Annotated in this window: 13 protein-coding genes and 1 pseudogene; 9 read left to right on the forward strand and 5 right to left on the reverse strand. The window is 59.9% G+C overall.

The window, feature by feature from the left end; all coding sequences use genetic code 11:
- Window positions 1-9 precede the first annotated feature (9 nt).
- A complete protein-coding gene (locus J3P88_RS19205) occupies window positions 10-450 on the reverse strand; it encodes a hotdog fold domain-containing protein (RefSeq protein ID WP_186706660.1) in 441 nt (146 codons plus the stop codon).
- 163 nt (window positions 451-613) lie between these two features.
- Here J3P88_RS19205 and J3P88_RS19210 point away from each other — a divergent pair, with 163 nt between their 5' ends.
- The 3 genes from J3P88_RS19210 to J3P88_RS19220 all read left to right on the forward strand — a co-directional run bounded on the left by J3P88_RS19210 (window position 614) and on the right by J3P88_RS19220 (window position 3,276).
- Window positions 614-1,246 (forward strand): TetR/AcrR family transcriptional regulator, encoded by a 633-nt coding sequence (locus J3P88_RS19210; RefSeq protein WP_186706659.1) that lies wholly within the window; start codon window positions 614-616, stop codon window positions 1,244-1,246.
- 290 nt (window positions 1,247-1,536) lie between these two features.
- Window positions 1,537-2,415: a glycosyltransferase family 2 protein gene (locus J3P88_RS19215; RefSeq protein WP_434571009.1), complete on the forward strand. Its 879-nt coding sequence runs from the start codon at window positions 1,537-1,539 to the stop codon at window positions 2,413-2,415.
- A complete protein-coding gene (locus tag J3P88_RS19220) occupies window positions 2,416-3,276 on the forward strand; it encodes an NAD-dependent epimerase/dehydratase family protein (RefSeq protein ID WP_434571011.1) in 861 nt (286 codons plus the stop codon).
- A gap of 436 nt (window positions 3,277-3,712) precedes the next feature.
- On the opposite strand, the gene J3P88_RS19225 is transcribed toward J3P88_RS19220, so the two are convergent.
- The 4 genes and pseudogenes from J3P88_RS19225 to J3P88_RS19240 form a co-directional block, all read right to left on the reverse strand.
- Complete coding sequence (locus tag J3P88_RS19225; protein ID WP_434576554.1) at window positions 3,713-5,866, reverse strand: glycosyltransferase; 2,154 nt, start codon at window positions 5,864-5,866, stop codon at window positions 3,713-3,715.
- On the reverse strand, window positions 5,859-6,545 hold the full coding sequence (locus tag J3P88_RS19230; RefSeq protein ID WP_434571013.1) for a 2OG-Fe(II) oxygenase: 687 nt from the start codon (window positions 6,543-6,545) through the stop codon (window positions 5,859-5,861). The genes J3P88_RS19225 and J3P88_RS19230 overlap by 8 nt, the downstream gene beginning before the upstream one ends.
- Window positions 6,539-8,059, reverse strand: a complete 1,521-nt coding sequence (locus J3P88_RS19235; RefSeq protein ID WP_434576557.1) for a polysaccharide pyruvyl transferase family protein — start codon at window positions 8,057-8,059, stop codon at window positions 6,539-6,541. The genes J3P88_RS19230 and J3P88_RS19235 overlap by 7 nt, the downstream gene beginning before the upstream one ends.
- Window positions 8,039-9,262 (reverse strand): annotated as a pseudogene (locus J3P88_RS19240) (ABC transporter ATP-binding protein); the annotation flags it as partial. The gene J3P88_RS19235 and the pseudogene J3P88_RS19240, both read right to left, overlap by 21 nt.
- A 186-nt stretch (window positions 9,263-9,448) precedes the next feature.
- Here J3P88_RS19240 and J3P88_RS19245 point away from each other — a divergent pair.
- From J3P88_RS19245 to J3P88_RS19270, 6 genes are all read left to right on the forward strand, one after another.
- Window positions 9,449-10,267, forward strand: coding sequence for an ABC transporter permease (locus J3P88_RS19245; protein WP_434571015.1), 819 nt, complete (start codon window positions 9,449-9,451; stop codon window positions 10,265-10,267).
- Between the two features lie 140 nt (window positions 10,268-10,407).
- Complete coding sequence (locus J3P88_RS19250; RefSeq protein ID WP_434571017.1) at window positions 10,408-12,855, forward strand: glycosyltransferase; 2,448 nt, start codon at window positions 10,408-10,410, stop codon at window positions 12,853-12,855.
- Between the two features lie 130 nt (window positions 12,856-12,985).
- Window positions 12,986-15,394, forward strand: coding sequence for a phospholipid carrier-dependent glycosyltransferase (locus J3P88_RS19255; protein ID WP_434571019.1), 2,409 nt, complete (start codon window positions 12,986-12,988; stop codon window positions 15,392-15,394).
- Between the two features lie 12 nt (window positions 15,395-15,406).
- On the forward strand, window positions 15,407-16,429 hold the full coding sequence (locus tag J3P88_RS19260; protein ID WP_434571021.1) for a glycosyltransferase family 2 protein: 1,023 nt from the start codon (window positions 15,407-15,409) through the stop codon (window positions 16,427-16,429).
- A 92-nt stretch (window positions 16,430-16,521) separates the two neighbouring features.
- Window positions 16,522-17,208 carry a class I SAM-dependent methyltransferase gene (locus tag J3P88_RS19265; RefSeq protein WP_434571023.1) on the forward strand — a complete coding sequence of 229 codons (687 nt, stop codon included), beginning with the start codon at window positions 16,522-16,524 and terminating at the stop codon, window positions 17,206-17,208.
- Window positions 17,205-17,612: a GtrA family protein gene (locus J3P88_RS19270; RefSeq protein WP_250962195.1), complete on the forward strand. Its 408-nt coding sequence runs from the start codon at window positions 17,205-17,207 to the stop codon at window positions 17,610-17,612. Before J3P88_RS19265 ends, J3P88_RS19270 begins: the two co-directional genes overlap by 4 nt.
- Window position 17,613: the final 1 nt, after the last annotated feature.

The raw sequence follows: 17,613 nt of genomic DNA on the forward strand, positions 1-17,613 counted from the left end.
CCGGGCGATCTAGCCGATTTTCACGTTCATGGTGATGCGCGCCGTAAAGACCTTTATCCCCGCCTCGTCGAAGATCTCGACCGGGACAATCTTGTCGCCCGAAGTCTGCCAGTCGATATCGCTACCGTCGGCAATCGCGTGGATGGACGTCTTGGCCTTGGCCAGGTATTCGACAGTCATGCCTTTGGGAATCCAGCGAGCGCCACTGGGGATGGACACCTCGGTCATCATGCCGCCGGCCAGCTCTGCCGCGTTACACAGTGCGATGGCGTGAACGGACGCCAGGTGATTGGTGATTTCCTTGCGAAACGGCACCTTCACTTCGCCGCGACCGGGGGCCAACACCGAAATTTCCGGGTTGATGGTGCCGAAGTACGGGGCCATCTGGCAGGCCATATTGCTGAACGCGGACGGACCGACGCTTTGGTACATGCTGAGAGTCTGGCTCATGGGGTATCTCTGGTCAGGTGGGCTTGAGTCATGAACAGAACATCACTCCATTACAGAATATTGCTCTGTTACAGAACAATATTCTGTAATCTGCCGCCCTGTCAATCGCTCGTGCCAAGCCTCCGTTTCAATTAACATGGCCCCTTTTTGCCTGGGCCGAAAAATGGAACCTGTCGATCTCCTCGAGCGCTGTTACCCAGGGCGTCGTGCCGAGTCCAAGCGGCATATCCTTCGATGTGCCTTGGCGCTGTTCAACCAACAGGGCATCGAAGCGACCACCATCGATATCATCCGTGCCGAAAGCGAGATGAGCGTGGGGGCCATTTATCACCATTTCGAGAACAAGGAAGGCTTGGTCGCGGCGTTGTACATGACCGCCCTGGACGATCAGGCGCGGCTCAGGGACAGCTACCTCGGCGCTGTCACGTCGACCCGGGAGTGGGTGCATGCCCTGGTGTTCAGCTATGTGGATTGGGTGGTCAGCCAACCCGATTGGGCACGGTTCCAGTACCAGGCGCGCTTTGCGGTCGCGCGCAGCAGCTTCAACGAGCGGCTGGCCGAGGCGAATCTGGCCAGGAACGCCGAACTGAAGAAATGGTTCAGTGACCCGGCCCACCAGCAGGATCTGCAGGACCTGCCTTTCGAGCTGATTCCCTCACTGATCATCGGCTCGGCAGAAAGCTACTGCCGCGCCTGGCTCTCCGGCCGCGTCAAACGCAGCCCTGAAGGCTACCGGCAGCAGTTGGCCGAGGCCGCCTGGCGTGCCGTTGGCATGCACGCCGGCACCTCGTCCTGAAGGTTCCGAGCCACCCGAACAGATTCATTGCATAGCGGCCCAGCCCTAGTGGCCTGTGTGGCTAATTCGTGCACTCAAATTAACCGTACAGGCCACTAGTTGCGCGCCGTCGGCATGGCACGATGGCCGAAACTGGTCGATGGCCGCGAACCTGCTATCTTTGAAACAAACCTGAGTAGTTGCGATCCCATACGTATCCAGGTTTGTACAGGGAGTAACGAAGTTTGGAAGCAGTGGAACTGCTCGCTGTTGATGAATGGGCAACATCATGTCTACGTGGCGATTGTGATGTGATCATCGTCAACTACAACGCCGGTGAGCTTTTGCTGGCGAGTGTAGGGTCGGCCTTTGCCGCCGGGGCTTCCCGCGTGATCGTGGTGGATAACAACTCCCACGATGACAGCCTGGTGCAGTTGGAGCGAATCCACCCTGCCGGCGACTCGCTTCAGATCGTCCGAAATACCGCCAACCTCGGCTTCGCCGTGGCGTGCAATCAAGGTGCTCGCCTGTCTGCGGCCCCCAACGTTTTTTTCTTGAACCCGGACACCGAACTGGCCGCCAATGCCATGGACCGCATGCTGCAGGCACTGCGCAGCTCGCCCGAAATCGGCATGGTCGGAGGTTTCCTGTGCAATCCGGACGGCAGCGAGCAAGCCGGTGGACGCCGGGTGTTTCCAACGCCCAGACGCGCCTTCATGCGAGCTTTCGGGCTTTCGCGACTCTCGACGCTTTTCCCATCGCTGTTATCCGATTTTTTATTGCATAAGGAACCGCTACCCAGTGCCCCCACTGTCGTTGAAGCCATCTCCGGTGCTTGCATGCTGGTCAAGCGTGAAGCGATCGAGAGCGTCGGGCTGTGGGACGAAGACTATTTCCTTCATTGCGAGGACCTGGACTGGTGCATGCGCTTCCATCAGGCCGGCTGGCGCGTACTGTTCGTGCCGGATGCCCGGGTAATGCATGTGTTCGGCGGTTGCAGTCGCGATCGACCTTATTTCGTCGAATGGCACAAACACTTGGGGTTCCTGCGTTTCTATCGCAAGTTTTTCCGCCGTAAATACCCTGCCATCCTGTGGATCAGCGTGGTGATGGGAGTCTGGTTTCGATTCAGCCTGGTGGTCCTTCGCCACGCCACGACCCGGCTTAAGCATGCATGGGACCTTCGATAATTGCGTCTAGGCATATTGGGCGGCACCAGCCTCCTGGGCGAGCGCGTCCTGCCATTGCTGGCCCAAGCCGGTCACTCGACGAGCGCCTTTGCCCGAAGCTTGCCCAGCGTGTCCTGCCCCGGCGTCACCTGGCGAAAGGCTGACGACTGGCACGGACTGGCGCTGGACACCTTCCTGTCATTCGCGCCCCTCTGGGTGCTGCCCGACTATCTGGAGCGCCTTGCCAGCACCCAGGTCAAACGTGTTGTTGTCCTCTCCTCCACCAGCCGCTTTGCCAAGCACGCATCGCCCGACGCTCGGGAACGGGACGTGGCGCAACGCTTGATACGTGCTGAAGAACAGCTTGAGCAGTGGGCGGTCGAACGGCAAATCGAATGGATAATCCTGCGTCCGACCCTGATCTATGGCTATGGCCGTGACAAGAACATTTCGGAAATCGCGCGGTTCATTCAACGCTTCGGATTTTTCCCGCTTATCGCTGGCGGTACCGGGTTGCGCCAGCCGGTGCATGGGGATGACGTCATCCAGGCGTGCCTGTCCGCCGTGAGCACGCCTGACCTGCCCAGTGGCGCCTATAACCTCTCGGGGGGAGAGGTCCTGCCTTATTGCACCATGGTCAGGCGCATATTCCAGGCCATGGGACGCCCGGAGCGAACACTGCCCCTCCCTGCCCCGGTATTGAGCCGGGCCGTTTCGATCATGCGCTGCCTGCCACGCTACCGACATCTTTCCAGCGCGCTGGTGGGGCGGATGAAAGAGGATCTGGTGTTCGATCATTCCCACGCCAGTGATCGACTTGGCTTTGCGCCCAGGGCGTTTCAACTGATGGATGAGGACTTGCCTGGGCGCAGAGGCTGCTGACGGCGGTGGGTCAGCTGCAGGGATGTTGAGTTGGCGGGCCTCATCGCGAGCAAGCCCGCTCCCACAGGGGAACTGGGTGCATATGAATTTTGTGCCTACCGAGAATCCAATGTGGGAGCGGGCTTGCTCGCGATAGCGGTGTGTCAGTCAATGAAAATGCTTGAGATGGACTCTTCGCGAGCAAGCCCGCTCCCACAGGGGGACTGGGTGCATATGAATTTTGTGCCTACCGAGAATCCAATGTGGGAGCGGGCTTGCTCGCGATAGCGGTGTGTCAGTCAATGAAGATGCTGGACTCTTCGCGAGCAAGCTCCCACAGGGGGACTGGGTGCATATGAATTTTGTGCCTACCGAGAATCCAATGTGGGAGCGAGCCTGCTCGCGATGGCGGCATGACCGTCGACGAGGATGTTGAAGGTAATGGCCCTGTGGCGGCCTAACCCTTGTCCCCCGCCTCGTTGCGGTGAACATGGGCTTGCCAAGCGCCCCATTTGCTTTCGAAGTACGCCTGGTTCTTGTCCCAGAGGGCCTGGTACTCGCCACTGGCGATCAGCTTCCTGAACGAGGCCTGCCCGTAGTGATGGATAAACGCATCTTCGGCGCAGACCGTCCGATAGCCGGCCGCCTGCACGCGACGGCTGTAGTCGTCGTCCTCGAACATCCCGATCCCGAATGCCTCATCCAGATACCCCACTTCCTCGAGGACGCTGCGGCGAAAGGCGACACAAAACATCGCCAGCATCGAGATATCGAACGAGCGTCCCTTTCGGGCTTCGGTGTAGCGGCCTGCAAAGTCTTGCATCTGTTGAATGTCGGTATAGGAAACCTCGATTTTCGCTTCGTTGCCAACCGCATTCGTGACCGGCCCGACCAAGCCGATACTCGGATCCCGCACATGCCTGACCAGCGGGTCCAGCCAGCCGTCAGGCACGACCGTATCGTTGTTGAGCAGCAGCAGGACGTCACCATCGGCTTCGCGCAAACCCTGGTTGTTCGCCGCGGCAAAGCCCCGGTTGTCCGGGTTCAGGATGATCTTCGCGCTCGGCACCGCTTGGCGCAGGCGTTCAAGATAATCACCTGTCCCATCGTCCGAGCCATTGTCGACAACGATGAGCTCGTAATGGGGCCAGGTGGTGTTACGCAGAATGCTGTTGACGCATTGAATGGTCAGGTTGAGGTTGTTGTACGTCACGACCACGATGGAGACTTTTTCGTACAGGCCGACGATAGCCCGGTGCATGCTATCGAATCGATCCTTCCAATCATTGGCCCGGGCCAGCTCCACGCGCCGTTTGTACAGGGCCAGGTCGCGTTCGGCCAAGGCACGCTCGATCTGCTGGAGGAACTCATCGACCCCAGTGGCGAAGTACAGCAGGTCTTTATAAATGCTCATCTCCGTCAGTGGCGTGGAGATCACCGGCTTGCCTGCGCTGATGTACTCGTAGAACTTCACCGGATCAACCGCATGCGTCACGTTGTAGAGCCTGAAGGGAATCAGGCAGGCATCGAAATGATCCAGGTAAAGCGGCATTTGCGAGTACGGCTTGTGGCCCAACAGCTGCACATTGGGCTTGTGCTCGAGGCCCGCCAGATCCTCGACGAAAATGTCCCCCACCAGGACGAAGTTCCACGCTGGCCGCCGGTCCGCCAGCGCCGCCAGCAACGGATAATCAAGCCACTGGGCCAGGGCGCCGTAGTAACCAATGACAGGCCCGACAAGCCCGCTCAACACATCATTGGTAAAACAGTGCTGCCGGAAAAAAGCGAAATCCACCGCGTTTCGGACCAACACACAGCGTGGGTTGTAGGCACACCATTTTTCGTAAAGCAACGCGGCGGAAACGGTCACCAGGTCGGCCTGGGCAATCAGGGTCTTTTCCTCGCTCAGCAACTGTTCGCCGATGTTCGGAAAGCCATCCCAGTCATCCATGCAGTCGTAGTGAATGCGCCAGCCATGCACGGCGCGCAGGCTGAGTGCCACCGGGCTCCAGTAGGCGATATGCACCACCGAGAGGGCGGTCCTGATCTGCATGTCGGCAACCAACGCAGTAAGGGCTCGCAGCAAGGCTTGATGATTCTCAGGCGTCACGATCTTTTCGTAATACGCCGCTTGCGCGTCGCGCTGCAAGGCCACTTCAAAGACATTGGGCGCCACCGACGCCAATCGATAGAGCTGCCCCTGCTCCGGCACAACGGAGGGGACGATGTAAAACACTCGATAACCATTGTTCGCAAACTGGCTCATCAACTGCTGCGGTCGCTGAAAGCGCGCGGCCCACTCGATGTTGGCGAAGCAGAGAATATCCAGGCGTACTTTCGTGGCGAAATCAGGCGCCACCGCAACGTTCGGCAACGGCTCCGGTGCTGCCGGGTAGACGATTGCCGCGGCCGTTTCGGGAAATTCCCGGGTGGCGGCAAAACCATAACGCATCACCCGGAACAGTGAGCGCAGGGGGCGGGTGAAACGCCACGAACGGGTGTTTTGCAGGAAGTCGACTTTCGCCAGGGCGATATCGCGCTCGTTGATGGCCGCATCCCGTTGAGCCAAGGCGGCATCGCGGTCGATCAGGGCGCTGTCGAGTTTAAGCACGTGGGTACCCATGCAGCGGCGTGCTGTCACCCGGCGGCCACATGGAACTGACGGAGCCCGGCCGGTAGAACGTTGCCGTCAGGCTGCGGCGGGAAGATCGGCAGCCACTCACCACGGGGGTGACGGCATGCCATGAATGGTCCGAGCGCACCAGGATCGCCGAATTGCCCACCAACGGCTCGATCTCGGCCGCCACGGCGGTGGGATCATTGCGGTGCAGGATGGTCAGGCAGCCGCCGTCGTTGCGGTCCCAGGACTCATTGAAATACAGGATATGGGTGACCAGTTTGTCGGGCAGGTCCGGATGGGCTCCCAGGCTCGCACCGGGGCCGTAATGAAAGACGTTGACCTCCATCGGCACACTGCGCAGATCGATCCCGCTCAGCTCCGACATGGCCTCTCGATAGGCGGCCGAGCCGAGGTCCTGTGCCAGTCGCAACCACGCCTCGCTCAGTTCTTCGGGAAACGCGATGGTAGGGGTGCCCATGCTTACCAGGGCCCGCGCCTCATAGTCATAGTTTTTCTCGCCACCGTAACCACTCACCGTCTTGAAGTGATCGTGAGGAAAGGTTGCCGCCAACGCGGCGGCATCCTCGGTCGAATACAGATTGCCGATTTCAGCCCATGAGAACGGATGGGCCTTTAGCGCCGCTGGCGTGAGACGAGAGAGATCTAGCATTGTGGGTTCTTGTTCGCTGTCAGGTTTCGGATACCACGGGCGATGGAACGCAGTGGTGCGGTCATTCGGAATGAATTGGAGTTCTGCAACTCAAGCATCCTGGCGTCGCTGAGGGCCAGTTGCTGGCTGAGCTGGACAATCCGTTGCTGCTGGGCGAACTCCTGCGCTGCAAGGTTTTGTGCCGGTTCGATGATGGCCGGCTCTGGCACGACGGGGCTTGCCGGCCGTTCAGTCGACACGGGGTCACGGCCCTCGGCCGCGGCTTCGAGCAGATTGGGCAGATGCTGTAGAAACGCTCCCAACACCGGCTGGGACGCTGTTTTGCCCTGGCGAATGATCGCCGCGACCCGGTCCCAATGCTCGACCAACTGATCCGCCGCCGCACGCGCCGCGGGCGATGGACAGGTCTTGCCCACGCGGGCGAGCAACCATTGCGGATCGACCGTCGCCGCGTTCGGCAAGGCGTGGAGCGAGTCGAACCCCGCCAGCGCCGTGTACTTGCCCGTGGTCAGGTCCGCCGAGCAAAACACCGGGACGCCAAACGCCAAAGCGGTGATCGCCAGGTGGTAGCTATGGCCGATGACCGCTTGGGCCTGGCTGAGAATTTCCGCCATCAGTAGTGGCTCTGGCCAGAACGACAAGGTAACGGCCCCCGGCAGGCGCCCGGCAATGACCGACGGATCGTCCCCAAGGACGGGGCCAATCGGCACCACCAGGAACTGATAGCCCTGGAATGCCTCGGCGTGGTCTTCGAACAGTTTTATAAAGGATTCCACCACGTGAATGGCGTGGATCACGATGTAGGGCCCGGTCAGCCCGGCCTGTTCGCGCAGGCCAATGAACTCGGCCGAGGGTTGCTGCTCATCGATCAGGCGCGGCAAGCCAAACGCGGTATCGGGCAGCACTTCGATCTCGGCCTGTTGAGTCAGCGTGGCGAGGGAATCGCGCGACAGTGCATCGCGCACGCGCACGTACTGGCTCTGCTCAAGGGTCATTTTCAATAGCGGCCTGGCCCAGTCGGGAATATCGTTGCAATGCATCCCGGGGGCATTCCACATGACCGGGACCGCGTGTTGCAGCGCGATTAGCGCAGGGGTCAGCCAATAACCGGTGGGGTGGTGGATATCGGCGGTTGTCGGACCATAGCCGTGGGCAACGACTTTATCGAAGCGGATCAGGAAACCACCGCCGATCAAGACCCCATCCAGGCTCGCCGCGACATGGGGCAACTCCGTCAGCGATGTCACTGCATAAGGCCATTGCAGTCGGGTTTTCCCGTGGTAGGAAAACCGATGCAGGTTGACAGAACCCAAGCGCCGGGTCAGCTCCGCCTCGGCGATGATCGGAAACAGCAGATCGCCGTAGTTCTCCACGTCAAAGGTGCCGAATATGGCGACCTGCCACGTGCGCGTGTCCGGGTGCTCCGTCAAAACCTGTTCTCCTTGAGCGGCGCAGACCTTGGGAGGTGGTTCAACCGGTCGAGGGTCGATCCGCTGCAACCCCAAGTCAACCATGCCCAAGAAGTTCTTGTGGTTCGGCAACATGTCGAACGCCAAGGGCGCGACCTGCTTTTCGATCAGTTGCGAGGTGTCTTCCGTCGCGCCGTGCAACAGCTTGAGGGTGACATGATAGCGCCCCTCGGCGAGGTTGGCCGGGAAGCGCACCGTGATCGCCGCACGCCGCCAGCCGTTTTCGGGCGGGCTGGGTTGCAGTGCGAAGTTGCCCCCGCCGATCACCAGCAGCCTGGCCTCTTGAATGGTGAAGCTGATGTTCGGTTGCGTGACCGACTCATGCAGCAACGCCTCGACGCGAATCTCGATATCGTCGCCATACAGGTAGCTGGACGAAAGTTGCTGGGTGTTGGTGAAGCAGGCAGCGCTGATGTGCCCCTCTTCGGTCCCGAAGGCCATCCCCTCCTGCCCGCCCATGAATGACTTGCGCGTCACCGGTATCACGCCGCCACTGGCCCAGCGACGTTGCTCGTCCCGCATGTCGAGCAAGTGCAGCTCGGCCATTTCATCGGGCGAGCCGCTGGCCACGACCCGGCCCGCGCGCAGGTAGATGACCCGGTGGCAGAAGCGCTTGACCATGCTCATGTCATGGGAGACGAACAGCAGCGTCGTGCCTTTGGCAGCCAGCTCTTCCAGCCGGTTCAGGCATTTGAATTGAAAAGAGGCATCACCAACGGAAAGGGCCTCGTCGACGATCAGGATCTCCGGTTCGACACAGACCGAAACGGCGAAGGCCAACCGTACCAGCATCCCGCTGGAATAGATCTTGGTGGGCTGGTCGATGAAGTCGCCGATATTGGCGAAGGCGATGATGTCATCGAAGCGAGCGTCGATTTCCGAGCGATCCAAGCCCAGCACCGCCGCATTCACATAGACGTTTTCGCGACCGGTGAACTCCGGGTTGAAACCAGACCCCAGCTCGAGCAACGCCGCAATCCGACCATTGCCCTGGACACTGCCCCGGGTCGGCATCAACGTCCCGCAGATCAGTTGCAACAAAGTGGACTTGCCACTGCCGTTACGGCCGATGATACCGACGGTCTCCCCCCTCGCGATGGTCAGGGAAACATCGTCCAGGGCCCAGAACTCGCGATAGAACCGCTTCCTGCCGCGCACCAGCATCTGCAATAGACGGTCCTTGGGCGCATCATAAATCTGATAACACTTGCTCAGGTTTTCGGCACGGATGGCCACTTCAAACGACATCGACAAAACCCTTCCATGAATCACGGCCATTATTGCGGCGCTACTCAATCAGTCCTTCGCTGGGCACTGCGGATGAGTTAAGCACAGATGGGGAAAAAAACTTCGAATGAACCTGCACGTGGTCTACCCTCCAATGAGGACGCGACACAGGGAGCATCCGAATTTTGCCTTAAGGATCAAGCACCAATGCAGTCGTTCAGCACGTCCCCCATCGCCATGATCAAGAGTGTCCTGGTCAATCGAATCCTGATCTACGTATTGATCCGCAGAGAAGTCATCGGGCGCTACAAGGGTTCGATGCTCGGCGTCTTGTGGTCGTTCTTCACTCCGGTTTTCATGCTGGTGGTCTACACATTCGTGTTCAGCGTCGTCTTCAAGGCCCGCTGGTCGGGCGGCGGTGAATCCAAGAGCGAATTCGCCCTGGTGCTGTTCGCGGGCCTGTTGGTCTTCAACCTGTTTTCCGAATGCGTGAGCCGTGCGCCGGGCCTGGTGCTGGCCAATACCAACTACGTCAAGAAGATCGTGTTCCCACTGGAAACCCTACCCCTGGTGTCGCTCGGCGCAGCGCTGTTCCACATGGCTGTCAGCGTCCTGGCCTGGCTGATCTTTTATATCGTCCTGTTCGGAACGCCACCGGTAACCGCCCTTCTATTGCCATTGGTGCTTTTCCCCTTGGTGCTGATGACGCTGGGGCTCTCCTGGTTTCTCGCCTCGATCAGCGTCTACCTGCGTGATATCGGCCAGTTCATCGGCATCATCATCACGGCGATGCTGTTTCTCTCGCCGATTTTCTATCCCCTCTCGACGCTTCCGCAGGGCTATCAGGCCGCGTTGCAGGCAAACCCACTGACGCTGCCGGTGGAAATGGTTCGCGATGTGCTGTTCTGGGGCCGGCCGCCGCAATGGGCCTACCTGGCGGCTTATTCGGCCATTTCCGTGCTGATTGCCTGCGCCGGGTTTGCCTGGTTCCAGCGGACCCGCAAAGGCTTTGCCGACGTCATCTGACACTGTTGCATGGCGCCCCGCCCAGTACCCGCTATGCTGATTCATGCCACGGCGGGGAGCCTGGCTGGTGATTGACGCACACATCGTTACTGAAAGACCGAGTGTGCGTCGCCGTATTGACCAAAGGACCAGAAAACCGCATGGACCAGATCAACCGTCTTGTTGATTGCATTGACCAACTGACTCGCTCAACACAATCCAGAACCATTGAAACCTTGCAGTTGGTCAAGGAAATCGAGAATCGAGATCGGCTTATCGAACAACTGAACCTTGGTTCGAAAGCGCTTCGCACCCGTCTGTCGCTCCAAGAAGGCAAGACCGGGCGACTGCGCGAGCAACTGCGGGTGGCCGAACAGCGCCTCAAGGACGCCGAGGCATTAATCCAGACCAAGGAAAAAGAGGCTGTCGTGCTTTCCGATTGGGCGGTGGATCTGCGTGCCCAACTGGCGGCCAAGCAAGCCGAGATGTTCAAGCTTTCCGACTGGGGCAACGCCATCGAACGTGCACCGCTGCGTTATTCGATACGCAAGCAACTGTATAAGTTATCGCGTCGGGTCTACGCCTGGTTGCCACTCACCCCACAGCAGAAAAGCAAGCTGGCGCGTCGGCTTCGAAGTTGGTTGAAACCCGGCAAGGCAACACCGGGCGAATCATCGGCAGACGCCAGTTCTGCGCTGCAATCTCTGCCACCGCCGGTAAACCTTGCAGTACCGTCCAGCCTCGGGCAGCCCACGATCCTGATGTTCGGCGTGATCGATTGGCACTTTCGCATCCAACGCCCACAAAACCTGGCAAAGGAACTCGCCCGGGCCGGACAGACGACTTTTTATATCTCGAACAATTTCATCGACGACGAGGCCTCCGGCTTCGAAGCAGAGCCCTTGGAAGGTTCCAACCGGCTGTTCCAGATCCGTTTCAAGGTGCTCGGTGCACCGGCCATTTATCATGCCCCGCCATCAGCGGCCGCGATCCGCCAGTTGTGCGAAGGCCTGGCCATGCTCCTGCAATCGGCGAACGTCAACGCGGCGGATTGCATTGTCCAGCACGCCTACTGGTTCCCGCTGGCCAGGCGAGTGCCAAACGCCACGCTGGTCTATGACTGCATGGATCACCACGAAGGCTTCGGCAACGTGGCCCAGGAACTGCTCGACCTGGAAATCGCCCTGATGCGCCGGGCCGATCTGCTGGTGGCGACATCCGACTGGATCGAACAACACGGCAAGCGGGAAAACCGTAACGTTGAGGTGATCCGCAACGCCTGCGAGTTCAGTTTCTTCAGCCGACGTCCCGACAAGGTCTACCGGGCCCCCGGCAACAGAAAGATCATCGGTTACTACGGCGTCATTGCCGAATGGTTCGACCTGGACTTGGTCAAGCGGGTCGCCCAATCCTTCCCGCAGCACCTTATCCTGTTGATCGGCAGTGATATCGTCCAGGCAAAAAGACACTTCAAGGCCTTCCCGAATGTGGTCCTGGAGGGTGAAGTGCCGTATGCCTCCCTGCCTTACTACCTCCACGCCATGGACGTTTGCCTGCTTCCGTTCAAGGTCATGCCGTTGACCCTCGCCACCAACCCGGTCAAGGTCTATGAATACCTGAGCGCGGGGAAACCGGTGGTGTCGGTGAAACTGCCGGAGTTGAGCCAGTTTGGCAAACTGGTCTGGGCGGTTGAAGAGCCGACTGAGTTCATCTCGACCCTGCGCAGTGTCCTGGGCGCACTGCCGGAGGACAGCGCCACGCTGGCGGCCCGTCAATCGTTCGCCCGGGGCCAGACCTGGCAGCATCGGGCCGCCAGCCTGCGCGAGGCCATTGCAACCTTGCCCGTGCCCAAAGTCAGCGTCGTGGTGTTGACCTACAACAACCTCGAACTGACCAAGGCCTGCCTCGACAGCCTGTTGACCCAGAGCCAGTACCCGAACCTTGAAATCATCGTCGTCGACAACCACTCCAGCGACCAGACCCCGGCGTTCCTCACTGCCTGGGCCGACGGCCATCCAGACCGGATCGTGATCCTCAACCAGGACAACAAAGGATTCGCCGCCGGCAACAACCTGGGCCTCGCAGCGGCCAGCGGCGACTACCTGGTTATCCTGAACAACGACACGGTCGTCACCGCCGGCTGGATCAAAGGCTTGATCCGCCACCTGCAAGACCACAAGGAGATCGGCATCATTGGCCCGATCACCAACAACATCGGCAATGAGGCCAAAGTCAGCACCCGCTATGAGCGGATAGAAGACATGCCCGCCGAAGCCGCGCAAATGACCCGCGCCCGCATGGGCGAGTGGTTCGAGATCAACACCCTGGCGTTTTTCTGCGTGATGTTCCCGCGCTCGACCTACGAGCAGATCGGTGGCCTGTGCGAAGAGTACGGCCTCGGGTTTTTCGAGGATGACGACTACTGCCGCCGCATACAGCGCCGTGGCATGCGCGCGGCCTGTGCCGAAGATGTTTTCGTTCATCACCACCTGTCCGCCTCGTTCAACACCTTGGGCGCCAGGAAAAAACAGGCACTTTTCGAAAAGAACCGGGCGATCTACGAAAGCAAGTGGGGATCCTGGGTCCCGCACACGTACCGAGACGCCTAAACGTCCTTCGCATGCAAAGCGATTTACTTAAGGGAGCAGATGAAATGTGTGGCGAGGGAGCTTGCTCCCGCGCCACGAATCTTTGGTTTGCCTTATTGGACAGCGTTGTCCCTTTAACCGAGACGATATTTTGCCCAGATTCAGCCTGAAATATGCAGTAGTGCTGTTGGTTCTGCTGGCAAGTGCGGTGGTCGGTGTGTACGGTTTTTCGACGCTTGAACTGGCGTCCATGAACAGCAGTAGCCGGACGATATTGCTGTCAGTGGCAGTCCTCGCCGTCCTCACCGTCTTCACTCGCAAGCCACCGTTCATGCTTTGCCTGGGTTTACTGGCGTGCCTGGCCGTTGCCTGCGCGCAAGCTTGGCCGGTGATAGTGGTCGTAGTCTTCGCGCTGTCTGCCACGGTGCTCGGCAGGTGGATGCTCGGGCAAGCAGCCTCTGCCGACTGGAGTGTCCATCTGCTGGTAGGTGCCGGTACGTTCGGCACGCTAACGGGCCTGGCCGCGTATTGGCCGATCAACTACCCCTGGCTATATGGCGCGATGCTGTCGCTGCCGCTGCTACTGGGGCACAAGCACGTCACCGGGTTATGGCGTGAACTGCCGCGGCACATCCAGGCCACCCACTCAGCACACACACCCCTCCAGACCGGGCTCGACGTCCTGATCGGCGGCTTTGCCTGCCTTTACGTGCTGGTCGCCTTCATGCCGGAGGTCGGGCATGACGCGTTGGCCATGCACCTGTTCGTCCCTTCACACCTGGCCCAGCGACATCAATGGTCATTCGATGCCAGCACCTACGTGTGGGCCGTCATGCCCATGCTGGCCGACTGGATCTACAGCATCGTCTATATGCTGGCCGGCGAAACGGCAGCGCGCCTGAGCAACAGCGCATTCACCTTGCTGCTGGCGTGGCAGATCCGCAACATGACCCTCTGGGCCGGAGGCTCCGCCACCAGTGCCCGCTGGGCAAGCCTGATCTTCCTCTCAACACCCCTCGCCTTCGCCGAAAGCAGCAGCCTGCATATCGAGTCGGCGTGGACCGCCTTCATGCTGGCCGGCACCCTGGCGATCCTGAAGGTCGCAAGCTTCACGCCGGATCCCAGGGAACGCCTGTCGCAACTGCTCCTGGCCGGCGTCCTGCTGGGCTTCGCCCTGGCGACCAAGGCCGTGACGCTGAGCGTCCTGCCGGTCCTGCTGGTGATCCTGCTGGTGCAATTCAAGGCCTGGGTTGTGCCAGGCATCGTCAAGACGCTCCTGCTGGGCAGTGCCGGCCTGATACTGGCCGGCGCCACTCCCTACCTCTGCGCCGGGTTCTTGACCGGCAACCCGGTGTTCCCGTTTTTCAACGCCATCTTCCATTCGCCGCTCTGGCCCGACATCAATTTCGAACCGCCGGCCACGTTCGGTACCGGGATGACCTGGGATACCCTCTATCGAATGGTCTTCAAGTCGCCCCAGTTCATCGAGGGGCGCGTCGGTGCGGCCGGCTTCCAGTGGCTGTTGCTGCCCACGGCCGCCGTCGCCGTGCTGTTGAGCGGCAACAGAAAGGCCCTGTGCATTCTGCTGGTTGGCGCCGGCGCGATGTTCACGACGTTCCACTCAACGGCCTACCTGCGTTATGTGTTCCCGTCCTTCGCGCTGTTTTCGGTGATCCTGGCCCTGCCCTTCTCCGACGCCAGGGTTTTCCCCCGCAGCCTCGCCATCGTCGCCGGTGCCCTGCTGGTCCTGGCCAATACCCGTTTCATTCAGGCCGCGACTTATTACGGCGACATCAACCCCTCGGCACTGTTGAGCCAGGCAGGTCGGGAGGCCTATCTGTTGGAACGCCTGCCTATCCGGAAAATGGTCGACACCGTCAACGCCTTGAACAGCGGTGGTCAGCCCGTGGCGGTCTTTGCGTCGCCGCTGATGGCCGGTTTGCACGGCGATGCCCTTTACGCATCCTGGTACAACCTGAAGTGGAAAAACGAATTCGATGCGGCGGCCTCACCCTCGGCGCTCACCCAGCGCTTGCGCCGGCGTCAGGTGAACTGGCTGCTGATCGACCTCAAATCCCTTCCCCAGGCGCCTCTCGATCGGCTGCTCGCTGTGTCCACGTCGTCTGCCAGATTGGGTGACCTGGACCTGCGCAAGCTCAACGTCACGCAGGATGAACACCTGCTCAACCCGGAACTGTCCAGCCTCGAAGGCTGGAGCCTGACGTCACCCTCGGCGTATGACGCGGCGCGCAAGATCCTGACCGTCAACGTCAACACACCGGCCACGCAGCGGGTCGAAGTGACACCGGGACTGACGTACATCAACAGCGTGTCCGCACGCTGCGCAACAACGGCCACCACCGGCAGAATCCAGGCCAATTGGATGGACGACCAAGGCGATTTCATCACCGCCAGCATCGAGACATTTGACTGCACCACGCAATGGGAGACCCATGAAATGAGCGTCGTTGCCCCTGCAAATGCCACGTCCGCGATCATCTATGCGTCCGGGCATACCGACACTCCCGTGGCATTCAGGTCACTTTCATTCAGGCAATAGTGGGCGATATCGATGAACTCAAAAACCGAGCTTTTCACGGATGAACAGCGAGTCGCCGTCGTCATCCCCAGCTATCGGGTCACCGCGCACATTGTCGGCGTCATCGACGCCATAGGGCCGGAGGTCTGGCGCATCTATGTCATCGACGATGCCTGCCCGGACGGATCAGGCGGGCATGTCCAGGCCTCCTGTAACGACTCCCGGGTCAAAGTGCTGCCCCATGACGTCAACAAAGGCGTCGGTGGTGCGGTCATGACCGGCTATCGGGCAGCCCTCGCCGACGGTGCCAGTATCATCGTCAAAGTCGACGGGGATGGTCAGATGGATCCGACGCTGATCCCGCTGTTCATCGAGCCGATCCTGGCGGGTGAAGCCGACTACACCAAGGGCAATCGATTTTTCAATCTGGAAGAAGTGCAATCGATGCCGCGGCTGCGCCTGTTCGGCAACGCCGTGTTATCGCTGATGGCCAAACTGTCGACGGGTTACTGGGATCTGTTCGACCCTACCAATGGCTACACGGCGATCCACCGTGACGTCGCCCGGCTGCTACCCCTGGACAAGGTCAGCCAGCGCTATTTTTTCGAGACCGACATTCTGTTCCGCCTGAACACGGTGCGCGCCGTCGTGGTGGACATTCCCATGGAGGCCCGCTACGGCGACGAAGTCAGCCACCTCAAGATTTCGAAGATCGTGGGCGAATTCCTTTTCAAGCACCTGCGCAATTTCACCAAGCGCGTGCTCTACAACTACTATTTACGTGACATGTCCCTGGCGTCGATCGAGCTGCCGATCGGCATTCTGATGTTGTGGTTCGGCATCTTCTTCGGCAGTTATCACTGGTATGAATCGGCGCAGAATAGCGTCGCGACGCCCGCCGGCACCGTGATGCTCAGCGCCCTGCCCATGCTCATGGGGTTGCAGTTGATCATGGCGTTCCTCGGTTACGACATCGCCTCGGTACCCAGCAGGCCACGGCAATCCAGGCGCGGTAAAGCAACGTCATTGCGGGAAGAAAACTCATCAAAGCGCTAAGGGATTTTTTATCGGACCCGTCGCTCAAGGCATTGGATGTCGATGGCCTTGAACGCCTCGCACTTCACGGCAAAGTGCTTGAACGCAAGCGAATGCTGCGGGAAGTCTTCGTGGAGTTTCACCACGGGTTTCATCGCCTGGCAGACCGCTACTTCAAGGTCGAAGGCCTTGAGGTGGAGTTGGGGGCGGGCATCGCGCCCATGCGCGATTCGTACCCAGAAGTATTGGCCACGGACATTGTCGCCACCGAGCAACTGGACATGGCGCTCAATGCCGAAGCAATGAGCCTGGACGATCATTCGGTCAGGGCCTTTTATGGCCAGAACTGTTTTCATCACTTTCCTCACCCCGAGCAATTTTTCACGGAGCTGGAAAGAACGCTCAAGGTCGGCGGCGGCGCCATTTTGATCGAGCCCTTTCACGGACCCTTTGCCGCTTTTCTCTATAAACGCCTGTTCAAGTCCGAAGGCTTCGACATGCACTTCCCGTCTTGGGAGACACCCTCGACCGGCCCCATGAACGGCGCCAACCAGGCCCTCAGCTACATCGTCTTCGTGCGCGACAGACAGGCGTTCGAGCGCAAGCACCCAGGCCTGGAAATCGTCCACCAGGAAATCTGCGGCAATTATCTGCGCTACCTGGTTTCCGGCGGCCTGAACTTTCGCCAGTTGTTGCCTGACGCGCTGATCCCCGTGCTCAAGCTCGTGGAAAAACTGCTGCATCCGATGAGGCGACTGTTGGCACTGCATCACATCGTGGTGATCCGGAGGACGTCTTGACCTTTATCCGCTATGGCGCCATCCAGGTCATGGCCTATGCATTGGACATGGGTGCCTTTTTGCTGTTGATCGCGCTATTCGGGGGTCACCCCATCCTGGCCAACATTGCCGGCAAAGGCGTGGCCGGGGTGTTCGCGTTCTTTTTGCATCGACACTTCACGTTCCAGTCGACCCATGGCAGCAGCAAGGCGCAAGCGCTGCGTTATTTCTCGTTGCTCGCCATCAATATCCCGGTCGCTTCGGCGCTGTTCAGCGTGGGGCTGTATGTCGTCGACAGCCCTGCCCCGGTGAAATTTGTCTGCGACGTGATCTGCGTGGCCCTGACCTACTGGATCAGCAAACTGTTCGTGTTTCATTCCACTACGCCCCCGCCGGTCCCCACTGACCGAGCCGAAGGCGCATGAC

This window comes from Pseudomonas sp. Z3-6, from assembly GCF_051131985.1.
GTDB lineage: Bacteria > Pseudomonadota > Gammaproteobacteria > Pseudomonadales > Pseudomonadaceae > Aquipseudomonas > Aquipseudomonas zanjanensis.